This is a genomic window from Streptomyces sp. Ag109_G2-15, from assembly GCF_900215565.1.
Classification (GTDB): domain Bacteria; phylum Actinomycetota; class Actinomycetes; order Streptomycetales; family Streptomycetaceae; genus Streptomyces; species Streptomyces diastatochromogenes.
Map to the genome: position 1 here is coordinate 4,508,980 of NZ_OCNI01000001.1, position 16,011 is coordinate 4,524,990.

Annotated in this window: 14 protein-coding genes; 6 read left to right on the forward strand and 8 right to left on the reverse strand. The window is 70.9% G+C overall.

Going from position 1 to position 16,011, the window contains the following annotated elements; translation table 11 throughout:
* Window positions 1-15 precede the first annotated feature (15 nt).
* The 5 genes from CRP49_RS20250 to CRP49_RS20270 all read right to left on the reverse strand — a co-directional run bounded on the left by CRP49_RS20250 (window position 16) and on the right by CRP49_RS20270 (window position 5,354).
* Window positions 16-1,350, reverse strand: coding sequence for an LLM class flavin-dependent oxidoreductase (locus tag CRP49_RS20250; protein ID WP_097254643.1), 1,335 nt, complete (start codon window positions 1,348-1,350; stop codon window positions 16-18).
* Entirely contained in the window at window positions 1,347-2,081 is a 735-nt protein-coding gene (locus CRP49_RS20255) for an ABC transporter ATP-binding protein (RefSeq protein WP_097254644.1), read from the reverse strand. Before CRP49_RS20255 ends, CRP49_RS20250 begins: the two co-directional genes overlap by 4 nt.
* A complete protein-coding gene (locus tag CRP49_RS20260) occupies window positions 2,057-2,905 on the reverse strand; it encodes an ABC transporter permease (protein ID WP_097254645.1) in 849 nt (282 codons plus the stop codon). The genes CRP49_RS20255 and CRP49_RS20260 overlap by 25 nt, the downstream gene beginning before the upstream one ends.
* The gene (locus tag CRP49_RS20265) at window positions 2,902-3,945 is read right to left on the reverse strand and encodes an ABC transporter substrate-binding protein (protein ID WP_097254646.1); all 1,044 of its coding nucleotides are present in this window, start codon (window positions 3,943-3,945) and stop codon (window positions 2,902-2,904) included. The genes CRP49_RS20260 and CRP49_RS20265 overlap by 4 nt, the downstream gene beginning before the upstream one ends.
* Before the next feature lie 209 nt (window positions 3,946-4,154).
* The gene (locus CRP49_RS20270; protein WP_097254647.1) at window positions 4,155-5,354 is read right to left on the reverse strand and encodes an ROK family transcriptional regulator; all 1,200 of its coding nucleotides are present in this window, start codon (window positions 5,352-5,354) and stop codon (window positions 4,155-4,157) included.
* Window positions 5,355-5,797: 443 nt separating this feature from the next.
* Here CRP49_RS20270 and CRP49_RS20275 point away from each other — a divergent pair, with 443 nt between their 5' ends.
* Entirely contained in the window at window positions 5,798-6,379 is a 582-nt protein-coding gene (locus CRP49_RS20275) for a biotin transporter BioY (protein ID WP_097254648.1), read from the forward strand.
* A gap of 198 nt (window positions 6,380-6,577) precedes the next feature.
* Here CRP49_RS20275 and CRP49_RS20285 read toward each other — a convergent pair whose 3' ends face one another.
* On the reverse strand, window positions 6,578-7,294 hold the full coding sequence (locus CRP49_RS20285) for an LPXTG cell wall anchor domain-containing protein (RefSeq protein ID WP_097254650.1): 717 nt from the start codon (window positions 7,292-7,294) through the stop codon (window positions 6,578-6,580).
* Between the two features lie 207 nt (window positions 7,295-7,501).
* Here CRP49_RS20285 and CRP49_RS20290 point away from each other — a divergent pair, with 207 nt between their 5' ends.
* Complete coding sequence (locus CRP49_RS20290; RefSeq protein ID WP_373560359.1) at window positions 7,502-9,157, forward strand: serine/threonine-protein kinase; 1,656 nt, start codon at window positions 7,502-7,504, stop codon at window positions 9,155-9,157.
* Between the two features lie 57 nt (window positions 9,158-9,214).
* Here CRP49_RS20290 and CRP49_RS20295 read toward each other — a convergent pair whose 3' ends face one another.
* Window positions 9,215-10,642 carry an amino acid permease gene (locus CRP49_RS20295; protein WP_097254652.1) on the reverse strand — a complete coding sequence of 476 codons (1,428 nt, stop codon included), beginning with the start codon at window positions 10,640-10,642 and terminating at the stop codon, window positions 9,215-9,217.
* Window positions 10,643-10,845: 203 nt separating this feature from the next.
* Here CRP49_RS20295 and CRP49_RS20300 point away from each other — a divergent pair, with 203 nt between their 5' ends.
* Together CRP49_RS20300 and CRP49_RS20305 are read left to right on the forward strand one after the other, a co-directional pair.
* Window positions 10,846-11,331: a ribose-5-phosphate isomerase gene (locus CRP49_RS20300; protein WP_097254653.1), complete on the forward strand. Its 486-nt coding sequence runs from the start codon at window positions 10,846-10,848 to the stop codon at window positions 11,329-11,331.
* Between the two features lie 178 nt (window positions 11,332-11,509).
* The gene (locus CRP49_RS20305) at window positions 11,510-12,319 is read left to right on the forward strand and encodes an Fpg/Nei family DNA glycosylase (RefSeq protein WP_097254654.1); all 810 of its coding nucleotides are present in this window, start codon (window positions 11,510-11,512) and stop codon (window positions 12,317-12,319) included.
* A 10-nt stretch (window positions 12,320-12,329) separates the two neighbouring features.
* Here the strand turns inward: CRP49_RS20305 and CRP49_RS20310 are convergent, their stop codons facing one another.
* Window positions 12,330-13,571 (reverse strand): GNAT family N-acetyltransferase, encoded by a 1,242-nt coding sequence (locus CRP49_RS20310; protein ID WP_097254655.1) that lies wholly within the window; start codon window positions 13,569-13,571, stop codon window positions 12,330-12,332.
* A 175-nt stretch (window positions 13,572-13,746) separates the two neighbouring features.
* On the opposite strand from CRP49_RS20310, the gene CRP49_RS20320 reads away from it, so the two are divergent.
* Together CRP49_RS20320 and CRP49_RS20325 are read left to right on the forward strand one after the other, a co-directional pair.
* On the forward strand, window positions 13,747-14,922 hold the full coding sequence (locus CRP49_RS20320) for a PP2C family protein-serine/threonine phosphatase (RefSeq protein ID WP_097254656.1): 1,176 nt from the start codon (window positions 13,747-13,749) through the stop codon (window positions 14,920-14,922).
* 145 nt (window positions 14,923-15,067) lie between these two features.
* Window positions 15,068-15,817 carry an ABC transporter ATP-binding protein gene (locus CRP49_RS20325; RefSeq protein ID WP_097254657.1) on the forward strand — a complete coding sequence of 250 codons (750 nt, stop codon included), beginning with the start codon at window positions 15,068-15,070 and terminating at the stop codon, window positions 15,815-15,817.
* The last annotated feature ends 194 nt before the right edge of the window (window positions 15,818-16,011 follow it).

Genomic DNA, 16,011 nt, shown 5'->3' on the forward strand with positions numbered 1-16,011 from the left:
GTCCTTTCAGACGAGTCAGACGAGGGCTGCGGTGTGCTGGTTGGCGGGGCGGGGAAGGCCGTAGCGCTCCCGCAGGGTCTGGCGGGGGCCGTAGGCGGTGCGGAGCAGGCCGCGGGTGCGCAGGATCGGTACGACGTGCTCGACGAACGCCTCCAGGCCGGAGGGCAGCACGGCCGGCATGATGTTGAAGCCGTCGGCGGCGCCCTGGGTGAACCAGGTCTCGATCTGGTCGGCGACCTGCTCGGGCGTCCCGGCGAAGGTGAGGTGCCCGCGCCCGCCGCCGAGCCGTCCGATCAGCTGCCGTACGGTCAGCCGCTCGCGCCGGGCCAGCTCCACGATCAGCGTGTAGCGGCTCTTGGCACCCTCGATGGCGGACTCGGGCGGCAGGTCGGCGGGGAGCTGGGCGTCCAACTCCAGTGTTCCGGAGGGCAGTTGGAGCAGGCTTTCCAGGCGGCTCACCCCGTGGTCGTACACGATGTGGTCCTCCAGCAGCTGCTCGGCGGCCCGTGCCTCGGCCTCCGTGGCGCCGATCACCGGGACGATGCCGGGCAGCACCTTGATGTGCTCGGGGTCCCTTCCGGCCTGTGCGGTACGGGACTTGAGGTCGCCGTAGAAGGCCTGCGCGTCCCGCAGCGTCTGCTGGGCGGTGAACACCGCCTCCGCGTACCGGGCCGCGAACGCCTTGCCGTCCTCGGAGGAGCCCGCCTGCACCAGCAGCGGATAGCCCTGCGGGGAGCGCGGCACGTTGAGCGCGCCCTCGACGCTGAAGTACGTCCCCTGGTGCCGGGGCGGATGGATCTTGGCGTCGTCGCCCCAGACCCCGGCCGCCTTGTCGGCGACGATCGCGTCGTCCTCCCAGCTGTCCCAGAGCTTGAGGGCCACGTCGAGGAACTCGGCGGCCCGGGCGTACCGCTCGGCGTGCGCGGGTTCCGCGTCCAGGCCGAAGTTGCGCGCGGCCTCGGCACCCGCCGTGGTGACGATGTTCCAGCCCGCCCGGCCGCCGCTGATGATGTCCAGCGAGGCGAACTTGCGGGCCAGGTTGTAGGGGGAGTTGTAGGAGGTGGAGGCGGTGGCGATCAGGCCGATGTGCTCGGTGGCCGTGGCCAGGGCGGTGAGCAGGGTGAGCGGTTCCAGGGCGCCGGCCGGGCGCTGGGCGACGCTGCCCCACAGGTGCGGGCCGTCGGCCAGGAAGAGCGAGTCGAAGGTGCCGCGCTCGGCGATCCGGGCGAGCCGCACGTAGTGGTCCAGATCGACGTGCGCGTACGGATCGCTCTCCGGCAGCCGCCACGATGCCTCGTGATGGCCGGTGCTCATCAGGAACGCGTTGAGGTGGAGCTTTCTCTGTGTCACTGATGATCCTCCGTGACGCCCAGTGCGGCCAGCAGCCGCTCGCGGTATTCACCCAGCACCGGCTCGCGGTAGGAGCGCGGGTGGGGACGGTCGATGGTCAGGTCGAGGCCGATCCGGCCCTGGTCCAGGACGAGGACGCGGTCGGCGAGCACGATCGCCTCGTCCACGTCGTGGGTGACGAGCAGCACCGAGGGCCGGTGGCGCTCCCACAGCTCGCGCAGCAGGTGGTGCATCCGGATCCGGGTGAGCGCGTCCAGCGCGCCGAACGGCTCGTCGGCCAGCAGGAGTTCGGGTTCGCGGACCAGGGACCGGGCGAGCGCGGCCCGCTGTGCCTCGCCGCCGGACAGCTCGCCGGGCCAGGCCCGCTCCCGCCCTTCGAGGCCGACCTCCGCCAGTGCCGAACGGCCGCGTTCGACGGCGTCCTTGCCGTCCAGGCCGAGCAGTACGTTGTCCAGCACCCGGCGCCAGGGCAGCAGCCGGGAGTCCTGGAAGACGACCGACACCCGCTCGGGCGCGGTGAGCTGCCCGCTGCCCGTGACCCCGTGGTCGAGGCCCGCGACGGCTCGCAGCAGGGTGGACTTGCCCGAGCCGCTGTGCCCCAGCAGGGCCGTGAACTGGCCGGCGGGCAGGTCGAGGTCGATGCTGTCGAGGACCGTACGTTCCTCGAACGACCGGGTCAGTCCCCGCAGTTGGACGGCGGGCCGGGTCAGCTGTTCAGTGTGCGGCGCCATGACAGCACCCTTCGTTCGATCAGACGGACCACGCTGTCGGAGACCAGGCCGAAGATGCCGTAGATCAGCAGGCCGACCAGGATGACGTCGGTCTGGCCGTAGTTCTGCGCCTGGAACATCAGGTAGCCGAGGCCGCTGGTGGCGTTGATCTGCTCCAGGACCACCAGGCCCAGCCAGGAGCCGGTGACGGCGAGCCGGAGTCCCACGAAGAATCCGGGCAGCGCCCCCGGGATCACGATCTGCCGGATGAAGGCGAACCTCGACAGGCCCTGCACCTCGGCGAGTTCGACGTACCGGCTGTCGATGCCGGACAGCGCGGCGTGCGTGTTCAGGTAGAGCGGGATGTAGACGACGATCGCGATGATGGCGATCTTGAAGGTCTCCCCGATGCCCAGCCAGAGGATGAACAGCGGGATCAGACCGAGGGTCGGGATCGCCCGGTTGAGCTGCACGGTCCCGTCGATCAGCGCCTCCCCGGCCCGGCTGAGCCCGGAGGCGAGCGCGAGGGCGACCCCGGCGGTCAGGCCGATCACGAAGCCGTACCCGGCCCGCTCCAGCGAGGTCAGGATGTCGGTGGGCAGCGTGCCGTCGGTCCACAGGTGGACGCCCGTTCGCAGCACGGTCCAGGGCGCCGGGATGGCACCCGGGTCCAGCCGTCCGGCGGCCGAGGCGGCGGCCCACAGGGCGAGCAGCAGCAGCGGCCCGGCCAGCCGGGCCGCGGGCAGGCGGCGGCCGGGGGAGAGGCGGCGGCGCCGGCGGACCTGGGGGAGTTCCCCGGCGGCCGTGGCCGCCACGGCGGTCGTCGTCGTGGTCACGGCGCTCACCTCCGATACTCCGCCGGTACGGCCTTGGCGGCGATGGACTCGAAGCGGTGGTCGAAGAGCGAGGAGACGTCGAACTTCTTCACGAAGCCGCCCTCGGCGAGCAGGTCGGCGGTCTCCTGCTCCCACTTGATCGCCTCGTCCCAACTGGGCGGGAAGAGAGGCTTGTTGGCGAGCTTGCTGATACCCCGGGCCTGGTCGAGGGTCAGGTTCTGCGTCTTGACGTAGAACTCCTCGTTCCACACGTCCGCGTGCTCGTACTGCCACACCTGGCCCTTGGCCCACTCGGGGATGTAGGCGGCGATCGCCGCGGCCTTCGCCGGGTCGTTCAGCACGGACTGCGGCGCCCACAGCAGGTTGAGCAGGTCGACGACGTCGGTGGGGATGGTGTGGGCGCCCTTGCCCTCGTACTGCTTGAGGTAGGCGGGTGCCTGGCTGTTGGCGAGCGGGGCGATGTCCACCTGCCCGGACTGCAGGGCGGTCAGGAACTGGTTGCTGGTCAGCGGGACCAGCTTCACCTCGTCGTACTTCAGCCCCGCCTGCTTCAGCGCGCGCAGCAGTACGACACCCTGCGCCTGCCCCTGGGAGAAGGCGAGCTTCTTGCCCTTGAAGTCCGCGACCGTGCGGATGTCGCTGCCGGGCTTGGTGGCGAAGAGGTAGTTGGGCTTGCGGGTGATGTTGATCGCGACGATCTTCGCGTCGAAACCCTGGTAGTGCGCCTGGATCGGCGGGATGCCCGCGTTGTTGGCGAGGTCCAGGGACTTGGCGCGGAACGCGTTGATGACGTCCGGACCGGCCCCGATGTTGACCCAGCTCGACACGGTGAACGGCAGCGGGGGCAGCTTCGCCAGTCTGAACTGCAGCTGTTGCGTGCCCTGGTAGGAGGCGATCTTCAGGCTGGTGCCGGACGGGACCTTGTCGGCGAGCGGCTTGGTGGCGGCGCCCCTGGTGTCGGCGGCGGCGCTGCCGTCTGCGCAGCCGCTGAGGCCGGCGACGGCGGCGGACGCGCCGAGCAGGGACGTGAGAAAGACACGACGGTGCATGGGAGGACTCCCGGGGAAAAAGGGCGAGCGGAAAGGCAGGAGGAATTCCGGGAAGGCAAGCCGGAGCAGGAAAAACTCACGCAGCGAGAAACACGCGCTTCATGCGCGGCAATGTGTCAGCAACAGAGGGTGCGACAGCTCGTGAGAGGGCTCATGACCAGGATGTTCCCGGCCATGAGCGACTCCTGTCAACATTCCGAGTTTCTGAATTAAATAGCCTCAGGTGACGCACCCAACGGGTCCCGGAACAGCGCGTCCAGCACCACGGAGCCACCCGCGACCGCCAGCACGGAATCCGGGAAACTCGTCGGCAGCACGGCCGCGGACCGGTGATTTCCGGCCGCTTCCCGCAGCGCGGCCAGGCAGTCCTCGCGGTGCATGACGCCCACTTCGGTCACGACCACCGTCTCCGGATTGAGCACGTCCAGCAGCAGCCCCGCCGCCCGCCCGGTCATCCGCGCCCGCTCCACCAGCAGCCGTACCGCCGCCGCGTCCCCGGCCTGCGCCGCCGCGAGCACGTGCATCGGGTTCACCCCGTCGATCACTCCGGCCTCCCGGGCCCGCCGGCACAACGTCCGCTCGCTCAGCTCCACCTGGAGGCAGCCGGTCCGCCCGCAGTCGCACGGCTCGGTGCCGCCCGGCACCGGAAGATGGGCGATCGCACCGGCCTGGGAACGCGGCCCGTAGTGCACCTCGTCGTTGGTGGCGAAGGCCGCGTCGACCACGTTGCCGACGAACAGATGCAGCACGCTGCGGCTGCCCCGGGCCCGCCCGAACAGCCGCTCGCCGTTGACCAACGCCCGCGCGTGCCCGTCCACCTGGACCGGCAGCCCGGTGCGGGCGCCGAGCAGCTCCCGCACCGGCACCTCGCGCCAGCCCAGCAGCTCGTGCTCGACGACGGTACCCGTCTCCCGGTCCACCCAGCCGCCGACCGCGACCCCGACCCCCAGCGGCCGGCGGCCCGGCGCCCGCGCGAGCAGCGCCGTCAGGCCCTCGGCGGCCCGGGCCAGCACCCAGCCCGGATCGGTCCGTTCGTGCTTCAGCCGTCGCTCGGCCACCACACGGCCCCGCAGGTCCAGCAGCGCGACGGTGGTGTACGGCACGGCCACGTGCACCCCGCCGACCACGAACCGGTCACGGTCGAGGTCGACCGGCACATGCGGCCGGCCGACCCCGTTCGAACGGCGGGGCGCCGCCTCCTCGTGGATCAGTCCGAGCCCGGCCAGCCGGGCACAGTGCTCGGTCACCGACGCGGGCGACAGCCCGGTCAGCCGGGCGATGGTGCTGCGTGCGACCGGCCCGTGCTCCAGCACGGACCGCAGCACGACGCTGGCGCTGGTCCGCCGCCGGTCGCTGTCGGCGGCACGGGGAACGGGGGAGACAAGGGTGGATGCCGCGGTACGGGGCATGGAGAACCGTCCTCGGAAGCGGGGCCGACACGTCTCGGAAAGGAGAGGCGCCCCGCAGAGCGCCGCTACCCCGGGCGGCGACAGGTGGCAGCGCCCTGGCGTCGCAGGTCGACATAGCGACGCGACGTGAAGTACCGGGCCTGGGCAACCATGCGTTCGAAGCTAGCAAAGCGCCCCCGCGCTGCCCAGACGGCGACCGACGGGCGAGACGGCCACCGGGCCTTTGGTGGAACCCTACAGACGTGGTGTCAGCTCCCCAGGTACCATGCACCACTTCACCTCAGTGACCGGTATCACGCCGTACCCGGTGTAACCCGCATCCTTTGTCCGGAGCCCACCAAGGGCCGGTGACCGCCTTTGTCGAGCACTGACGGTGATCGGCGCGCGGCGGCCGGTATAGCGTCACGGTGTTCCCACGTGCCCACACCACTCGCGGAGTCCCCATGAGCACCGCCACCGTCGCCGCCCGCCCCGGCGCCGTCCTCGCCGACCTCCTTCCCGCGTCCCGCGTGCGCGACGCCGCCCTCGTGCTCGGCGGCGCCGTGCTCACCGGTCTCGCGGCCCAGCTGTCGGTTCCGGTGCCCGGCTCCCCGGTGCCGGTGACCGGCCAGACCTTCGCCGCGCTGCTCGTCGGCACCGCGCTCGGCGCCCGCCGCGGCTTCCTCTCCCTCGCCCTGTACGCCGTCGCGGGCGTCGTCGGCGTGCCGTGGTTCGCGGGCGGCACCTCCGGCTCGGGCGCCGTCTCCTTCGGCTACATCATCGGCATGCTGCTCGCCTCCGCGGCCGTGGGCGCGCTGGCCCGCCGCGGCGCCGACCGTTCCCCGCTGCGCATGGCCGGCACGATGATCCTCGGCGAGGCGATCATCTACGCCGTCGGCGTCCCCTACCTGGCCCTGGCCGCCGACCTGTCCGCCTCCCAGGCGATCTCCCTCGGCCTCACCCCGTTCCTGATCGGCGACGCCCTGAAGGCCGCCCTGGCGATGGGCGTGCTGCCCACCGCCTGGAAGTTCGTCGGCAAGCGCTGAATCCGCAGTTCCTGCAAAAGAGGTTCGCCGGGTCGTACTGCGCCTTCAGCCCGGCGAGCCTCTTTTGCGTCTCCGGGTCGTACAGACCCGCACTCCGGTCCCCGGCGCCCCTGGCCACGTGACGCACACGATGGCCGCACAACCTGACTGCTTCCGTCAGGTTGTGCGGCCGATGTTCCGCGGTTGTCGTGGTGCGGCTCAGGCCTCCTGCCGCCGGCGCTGCGACCACCACACTCCGGCCGCGCCGGCCGCGATCAGCGCGGCGCCCGCGGCGCCCAGGGGCAGCACGGCACGCCCCACACCGGTCTTGGGCAGCTCGTCGCCGTCCGGGGCGACCGGCTTGTTGTCGGTGCCGAGGAGCAGCGGGGTGGCCGGGGCGTTCGGCGACGGATTGGTCGTGCCGAAGGGCACCGGGCCCTGCTGCCAGAACGTCTTCTTCCCGTCCGTGGTCTGCGCGGGCAGACAGATCTTCCCGGCCTTGCTCAGGTCGTACGTGGCCTGCACCGCGTACGACTTGGACTGCCCGGCCGCAAGCGAACCGACCGGGCAACTGAAACCACTGTTCGAACCTTCCGGCAGGTCCTTTTCCGCGATCGCCGAGCAGCCCTGAACACCCGCGATCCTCAACCCGTCGAATCCGACCACCAAAAGCCGGATGTCGCCGCTGTCCTTGGTCCCCTCGTTCTTCACCGTGGCGGTAATCGCCGTCTTTTTCGAACTGTTGTCGACCGAGATCTTCTCCGGCAGCAGCGTGCGCAGCTTCACGCCCGCCGGTGCCTCGTCGACCGCCTTTCCTCCCTTGTCGCTGCCCGGTCCCTGGTCATCGGCCACGGCCGTGCAGGCGAGGACCAGCACGGCCGAGAAAGATGCCGTGACCAGCGATCCCGCGATGCCCGCCCTGCGACGAGAACTCATGTTCGCCCCCCTTGCAACCCCCTGGACTGCACCTGAATTCGCAGTACTTGAAGAGGTACCACAAGATTTCCCCGCACTATGCTGGTACGGCGCGAAGTGTGACCGTTGTGTTTCAGCAGAGGCGGTCGTTGAGGGGGGTGCGACGCATTGCCGGGAAATATGGGGGAAGCGGGAGAACCGGGGGCCGGCGGGATTCCGGGGCTACTGGTGAACGCGCGCTATCGGCTGGTCGAAAGCATCGGGCAGGGGGGAATGGGGCGGGTGTGGCGGGCCGTCGACGAAATGCTCGACCGGCTGGTCGCGGTGAAGGAGATACGCGTCGACGGGCACGCCGCGGAGGACAGTCGCACCCACCGCGAACGCACCCTGCGCGAGGCCCGGGCGACGGCCCGGATCGACCACCCCAACGTCGTGCGCGTCTACGACGTGGTGGACGAGGGGCAACGCCTGTGGATCGTCATGGAGTTGATCCCCGGCCGCTCACTCGAGCGGATCATGACCGAGCAGGGCCCGCTGAGCCCGCGCGAGGCCGCGGGCATCGGGCTGGGCCTGGTGGCGGCGCTCCGCCAGGTGCACGCCGGGGGCGTCCTGCACCGGGACATCAAACCGGGGAACGTCCTTGTCGAGTCCGGAGCGGGCCGCGTGGTCCTCACCGACTTCGGCATCGCCGCGATCCAGGACGCCAAGGCCCTCACGATGGTCGGCATGCTCGTCGGTTCCCCCGACTACATGGCCCCCGAACGCATCTCCGGCCGCCGTCAGGGCCCGCCGTCCGACCTGTGGTCCCTCGGCGCGACCCTCTCCGCGGCCCTGGCGGGCAACTCCCCGTTCTCCCGCGACACCACGCTGGCCACCCTGCACGCGGTCCTGTACGAGGAGCCCCGACTCCCGCCGTCAGCAGGCCCGTTGCGTGACCTCCTCGCCGCTCTGCTGGCCAAGGACCCGTCGGCCCGGCCCGGGCTCGCGGAGGTGGAGCAGGCCCTGCGAGCGGTGGTGTATCCGCCGGTACCGACCGTCCCCTTCAGGAGCGAGCCGGTTCAGCCGACCGAGATGGTTGGGCGGGTGGGAAACGGGGGTCTGGGGGCGGAGCCCCCAGGAGCCGCCGAGGGCGCCCCCGCAGGGGAGGGGCCTGGAGGTGGGTCATCCGAAGAGTTCGGGGGCGCGCCGCCCGAACCCGCCGCGGAACCCGAACCCGCCGCGGAACCCGAGACCGCCGTCGGCCAGCACCCCCGCCGGACCGCGCTGCTCGCCGTGCTCGGGGTCGTCGCCGTGGGTGTCGTGGTCGCCGTGCTGGCCGCCACGTCCGGCGGCGGCGGGCGGCGGGAGGGGGCAGGTGGCGCAACCGCAGTGGCCTCGTCGCCCAAGGCGTCTTCTGCTGCTTCTGCGGCCGTCTCCCCGACGGTCTCTCCGACCGTCGACGGGACCTCGCGGCCGCACAGTCCGCCGCCCGGTGCCAGGACGGAGGCGGGCGGGTTCGCATGGGTGCCGCCCAAGGGGTGGCGGCGGGATGTGAAGACGGGGGCCGAGGTGCACTACACCTCGCCGGACGGGCGGCAGGAACTCGTCGGCAAGTCGTCGCTGGCCCGGGGCGACCTCCTGGACACCTGGAAGCGCTCGGAGAAGGACGCCCAGCAGGGACGCGACTACGTCAAGATCCGGCTGGCGGAGACCAGATTCCAGGGGTACCCGGCGGTCGTCTGGGAGTACACCTTCACCCTCAAGGGCACCCCCTGGCACGCCCGCCTGCTCGGCTTCGACGCGGACGGGAAGTCGTACCAGATCAACACCTGGTACCAGCCGGAGATCGAGGGGCAGGCCATCAGCCTCTACGACCGCGTCAAGGACACGTTCACGGTCCTGTGAAACGCGAGGGAGGGAGCCCCGAAGGACTCCCTCCCCGAAACGCGGCGGTGGGCCGGATCAGCCGACGCTCACCTTGTCGACCGGCTCCGCCTCCGCGGCGGGAACCGCCCGGCGGCCGACGACCTTCTCCTTGATCACGGCGATGCCGACCACGAGCGCCGCGACCAGCACGGACAGCAGCACCGTCGTACGACCACTGCTCTCGCCCTTCGTGTCCGTCAGCATGTAGCCGAGGACGAACACGATCAGTGCGGCCGTCGCCCAGGTCAGGTAGGGGTAGAGCCACATCCTGACGACCAGCTTCTCGGGCGCCTCCCGCTGGATGATCTTCCGCATGCGCAGCTGCGAGAAGCAGATGACCAGCCACACGAACAGGGCCACCGCACCACTGGAGTTGACCAGGAAGAGGAAGACCGAGTCCGGGAACTTGTAGTTGAAGAAGACGGCGACGAAGCCGAAGAGCACGGACGCGGTGATCGCCGCCACCGGGACACCGCGCGAGGTGGTCTTCGCGAACATCTTCGGCGCGTCACCACGCTGACCGAGCGAGAACGCCATCCGGGAGGCGGTGTACAGGCCCGAGTTCAGGCAGGACAGCACCGAGGTGAGCACGATGAAGTTCATGAGCTCACCGGCGTGCGCGATACCGAGGGAGTTCAGGGCGGCGACGTAGGAGCCGTCCTTCGCGATCGACGGGTCGTTCCACGGCAGCAGGGAGACGACGACCAGGATCGAGCCCAGGTAGAAGACGCCGATACGCCAGATGATGCTGTTGGTCGACTTGGTGACCGCGCGCTGCGGGTCCTCCGACTCGCCGGCCGCCAGCGTCGCGATCTCGCTGCCCATGAAGGAGAAGACGACCAGCAGCACACCGGTGAGGATGGCCCCGGGTCCGTGCGGCAGGAAGCCGCCGTGGGAGGTCAGGTTGCCGAAGCTCGCCTTGTCGGCGTGCACGCCCGGCAGGACACCGAAGATGGCCAGCAGGCCGACGACGATGAACGCGCCGATCGCCACGACCTTGATGCCGGCGAACCAGAACTCGAACTCGCCGTAGGAACTGACCGAGACCAGGTTGGTCGCGGTCAGGACGGTCATCACGATGAGCGCCCAGCCCCACTGCGGGACGGCCGGGATCCAGCCCTCGAGGATCTTCGCGCCGGCGGTGGCCTCCACGGCCAGCACGACGACCCAGAAGAACCAGTAGAGCCAGCCGATGGAGAAGCCGGCCCAGCGTCCCAGCGCACGGTCGGCGTGCGCGGAGAAGGAACCGGAGGTCGGATTGGCGGCGGACATCTCGCCGAGCATGCGCATCACCAGCACCACGAGCGTGCCGACGAGGGCGTACGACAGAAGGATGCCCGGTCCCGCGGTAGCGATACCGGAACTGGAACCGACGAAGAGGCCGGCTCCGATGACGCCACCGATCGCGATCATCGACAGATGGCGGTTTTTCAGTCCTGCTTGAAGGCCCGAACCAGGGGTCATGGACGGATTTCCTTTACGCCAGGTGGAGCTGCCCGCACGAGCGGTGTACGAGCCGGTCCAGTGAAACCGAGGTGAACGAATCCGGGAACCTCTGAATCCGGATTGTTACTTGAGGTTTCCTTGAGGTTCTATGGCTCGGCTCACATTTTTCCGGGCCGACACCCGAGGCTGCTGCCCGGAAACAGGCGTGTCACACTCGTCCCATGCGCGTGTATCTCGGCTCCGACCATGCGGGCTACGAACTCAAGAACCACCTCGTCGAATGGCTCAAGGCGGCGGGGCACGAGCCCGTCGACTGCGGGCCCCACATCTACGACGCCCAGGACGACTACCCGCCCTTCTGCCTGCGTGCAGCGGAGAAGGCGGCGGCGGACCCCGAGGCTCTCGGTGTCGTGATCGGCGGCTCCGGCAACGGGGAGCAGATCGCCGCGAACAAGGTCAAGGGTGTGCGGGCGGCGCTGGCCTGGAGCGAGGAGACGGCTTCGCTGGGGCGGCAGCACAACAACGCGAACGTCGTGGCGGTGGGTGCGCGGATGCACAGCACGGAGGAGGCGACCAAGTTCGTCGAGGTCTTCCTCAACACGCCGTTCTCCGGTGACGAGCGTCACATCCGCCGCATCGACATGCTGTCGGCCTACGAGACCACCGGCGACCTCCCCCCGATCCCGGCCCACCACCCCCAGCAGTAACGGCGCCCCCTGGGGGCTCCGCCCCCAGACCCCCGTTTCCCACGCACCCACCCGACTCGGTCGGCTGACAAGGGTGGGCGGGGCTTGGTGGGGGCCCGCCCCTTCCACCCCTTGTCCCGCCCTTCTGTCGACCGAGACGGGTGGGTGGGAAAAATCGGTTGGAAAGGACACCTCCGCCTTGCCAGAAGGGCACACCATCCACCGGCTGGCCCAGGACTACGCCGAGCGGTTTCAGGGCACCGACCCACGGGTGACCAGTCCCCAGGGCAAGTTTTCGGACGCGGCCGACCTCCTGAACGGCGCCCACCTCACCGGCACAGAGGCCCACGGCAAGCACCTCTTCCTCCGGTTCCGCGACACCGACTGGGTCCACATCCACCTCGGCCTCTTCGGCAAGGTCGACTTCGGCCCCACCCCCGCACCCCCGCCCACGGACACCGTCCGGCTCCGCCTCGCGAACGACACGTCGTACGTGGACCTCCGCGGCCCGACCACCTGCGCGCTCATCACGGACGACGAGAAGCAGGCGATACACGACCGCCTCGGCCCCGACCCCCTCCGCGAGGACGCCGACCCGAGCGCGGCACACCGGAGGATCTCCCGCAGCCGTACGACCATCGCCGCACTGCTGATGGACCAGAAGATCATCGCCGGCGTCGGCAACGTCTACCGCGCCGAGGTCCTCTTCCGGCACCGCGTCGACCCGTACCGTGCGGGCCGGGACATCACCCCCGCCCAGTGGGACGCCATCTGGGCCGACCTCGTCGCGCTCATGCGCGAGGGCGTGCGCAACAACCGCATCGACACCGTCCGCCCCGAGCACACCCCGGAGGCGATGGGCCGCCCGCCCCGCGTGGACGACCACGGCGGCGAGGTATACGTCTACCGCCGGGCCACCCTGCCCTGTCACATCTGCGGCACCGAGATCCGCACCGCCGACCTCGCCGCCCGCAACCTCTTCTGGTGCCCGACCTGCCAGAAACCCTGAACCGGGGCCGTCAGAAGCCGTGCGGCAGCCACGGGGCCACCGGTGAACCGAACGCCACCGACGCCTCCGCCAGCGCCCCCTGCCGCAGCTCCCGTACCCGCCCGGCCGCCGCCAGCGACAGCAGGGTCACCCCGCCGAGGTAGGCCGCGCCCAACTCCCGTACGGACAGGCTGAGATCGGCCGCGTCGGTCGTACGCTCGCAGGACGCGCCCTTGCTGTCGCCGGTCAGCCGCCAACGCCCCGCGTTCCAGGGGCAGAAGGCGTCCTCCACCTCGAACACGACGTCCACCGGCGCCTGATACGTACGCGCCGTCAGCGCCGTACCGACGTCGACGAGCCGGACGTGGCACGAGTCCCGGAACCGTGGCCTGCACCGCCGGATGTCGGAGACCATGTGCTGCCAGGCGTCGTCGAGCGGCCGCCCCCGCACGGTCAGGGTCGTCATCAGGTCGATGTCGAACAGGAAGCGCCACAGCGCCGCGTCGGTCGCCGGGTCCAGCGCGGCGAGGTCCTCCAGCGACACCGTGCCGTCGTGCCCGCTCGGCCCCCAGCCCAGCTTGGTGCGGAAGCGGGCGTACCCGGTGACCCCGCCGTCCCGCTCGGCCACCACGCACTGCAGCGCGGACGCACCGCCCCGATCGCTCTCCGGGTCGAGCAGCCCCACCCGCTCCCAGCCGGGCTGCCGGGCCAGCATCCCGGGCCGGCGCGGCACCAGCGCCGCGTACACCGCCTCGCACTCGGCGAGGACGTCGGCGGGCGGCGCGTACCGCAGTCGTACGTCCTCGGTGCCGGCGGGCAGTGCCAGCGTCACCCGGCCCGTGTCGATCTCGGCGTGCAGTTGGAACGTTCCGGCGCCGTACCCGAACCGGCCGTAGATCGCCGGCTCGGAGGCGGTCAGCACCGCCAGCGGCTCGCCCCACGCGCGCACGTCGTCCAGCTGGCGCCGCATCATCGAGGTCAGCACCCCGCGCCGCCGGTGCGTGGCGGCCACGCTCACCATGGTGACGCCTGCGGCGGGCACCAGGGCCCCGCCCGGCACGGTCATCCGGAAGCTGAACGCTCCCGCCGTCCCCACCAGCTGGTCACCGTCCCAGGCGGCCAGCGAACGGTCGAACTCGGTGAGTGATTTGTCCAGTTCGCGTTCTTCGGTCGACGCCGCGCCCGCGCCGAAGGCACGGACCAGGTTGTCCCACCACCCGTCCCACTCCTCGGGGCGCAGCACCTTCAACTCGGTCGCACGGTCAGTCGCCATGAGCCATGCCTATCAGGGCATTGCGGGACGAGCCAGCGATTTTCTCCCGGGCGGCGGCGCGATGGCCCTCCGTGCCGTTCACTGTGAAGTTGAACCGCGAAGTTGAGCCTCTCACGGGGGACAAGTGGGACCTCCCGTGCCAAGCGGCTGGTCCGATCGATAGGGTCCCGAACTAATGGCAGCAGGACGAGAGCGGCGCGCGAAGGCCGAGACGTTCACGGCCCGGTGGAAGATGCAGTGGCACCGGGCCCGCGTCGGCCTGCGCAGAAGCGCCGTGGACTACTTCCGCGGCGACGGTTCGGACTGGATCGCGCTCGCCGGTCTGCTGCTCACCATCCCCGTCCTCGCGGCCATGACCCTCGCCAACTCGGTGTGGTGCTCCCCGGCCACCCTGGTGCTGCCGATCGTCGCGGGCGGCCTGCTGCTGCGCCCGGCGAGCCTGCTCGGCCTGTACGCGGCGGGGGCCACCGCGCTGATCGTGGAGTCGGTGCGGCTCGGCCCGTACACCGAGGGGCCCTCGCGGGTCACCCCCGGTGTGGTCCTGGTGGTCGCCGCGTGCGGCTTCTTCGGGCTGCTGACCGCGCAGTTCCGCAGCCGGGTCGGCGTGCCCTGGCGGCGCGGCGGCACCATGCTCTTCGACCTGCGCGAGCGGATCCGGGTACAGAGCAAGCTGCCGAAGCTGCCGCAGGGCTGGCACCACGAGATGGCGCTGCGCCCGGCGGGCGGCCAGTCCTTCTCGGGTGACTTCGTCGTAGCGTCCCGTACGAACGGCGGCCGCACCCTGGAGGTCGTGCTCACGGACGTGTCCGGCAAGGGAATGGACGCCGGGTCGCGCGCCCTGCTGCTGTCGGGCGCATTCGGTGGCCTGCTCGGCTCCCTGTCCCCCCACGCCTTCCTCCCGGCAGCCAACGGCTACCTCCTCCGCCAGGACTGGGACGAGGGCTTCGCCACCTCCATCCACCTGGTCCTGGACCTGGACTCCGGGGACTACGAGCTGTACTCGGCCGGCCATCCGCCGGGGCTGCAGCTGAGCGCGGGCAGCGGCCGCTGGGAGGAGAAGGCGGCCGAGGGCCCGCTGCTGGGTGTGTACGACGGCGCCCAGTTCGACCCCGTGAAGGGCTCGCTGCGGCCCGGGGACGTGTTGATGCTGTTCACGGACGGACTGGTGGAAACCTCCGACCGCGACATCGTGGAGGGCATCGACCGCCTCACCGGAGAGGCCGACCGCTATGTCGCCGGCGGCTTCCACGGCGCCGCCTGGCACCTCATCGAGGCGGTCGCGAAGGACGTCAACGACGACCGGGCCCTGCTCCTGATCTGCCGCCAGCCAGCACCGGCGACGGCCCGCTGAGCCATCCCCTGCGCAATGCCTGGGTGGGGTTTTCCCCCGCCCGGATCCGCCAGCCGTCCGCATGGTCAGGCCACCCTCCGTATCCGTACGTTCGAGACACGTCACCGCACACGTCACCGAACACCCACGGACCGGAAGGACCCCCATGCCAAGCGACTGGGCCGTAGAACTGCACGGAGTCACGCGCCGCTACGGCCGCGGAGGCTCCGCCGTGCACGCCCTGCGCGGCATCGACCTCGCCCTCCCCCCAGGCACCTTCACCGCCGTGATGGGGCCCTCCGGCTCCGGCAAGTCCACGTTCCTGCAGTGCGCGGCGGGCCTGGACCGCCCCACCGCGGGCCGGGTCGTGCTCGGCGGCACGGACCTCACCGGCCTGAGCGAGAACAAGCTGACCGCCCTGCGCCGCACCCGCCTCGGCTTCGTCTTCCAGGCCTTCAACCTCCTCCCCTCCCTCACCGTCGAACAGAACATCGTCCTGCCCATGCGGCTGGCCGGCCACCGTCCCGACCGCCGCCGCTCGGCCGAGGTGCTCGCCCAGGTCGGCCTCGCCGACAAGGCCCGCCGCCGCCCGAGCGAACTCTCCGGCGGTCAGCAGCAGCGCGTGGCCATCGCCCGGGCCCTGGTCACCCACCCCGACGTCGTCTTCGCGGACGAGCCCACCGGCGCCCTGGACACCACCACCGCCGCCGAGATCCTCGCCCTGCTCCGCGACGCCGTGGACACCCAGCGCGCCACGATCGTCATGGTCACCCACGACCCGTCGGCCGCCGCCTGGGCGGACCGCGTCCTGTTCCTGGCCGACGGCACGATCGTCGACCACCTGGACCGCGCCCCCGCAGCCCACATCGCCTCCCGCATGACAACCCTCACCACCCACGCCCGCCCCGCCGCCTGACCCACACCGCCGCCGGGCACGGTCGACCTCGCGGGGCGGAACCGGCGTCGATGGGTTGCGGACGTCCTTGTCAGCCGCCGGCCGACGACGGCGATCCCGCCCCACAGCGACCACCCGCACCCGACTACGAAACCCGCACGTCCCGCCCTCGCCAACGGCGAATCCGCCCCCACAAGGGCCACCCGCACCCGACG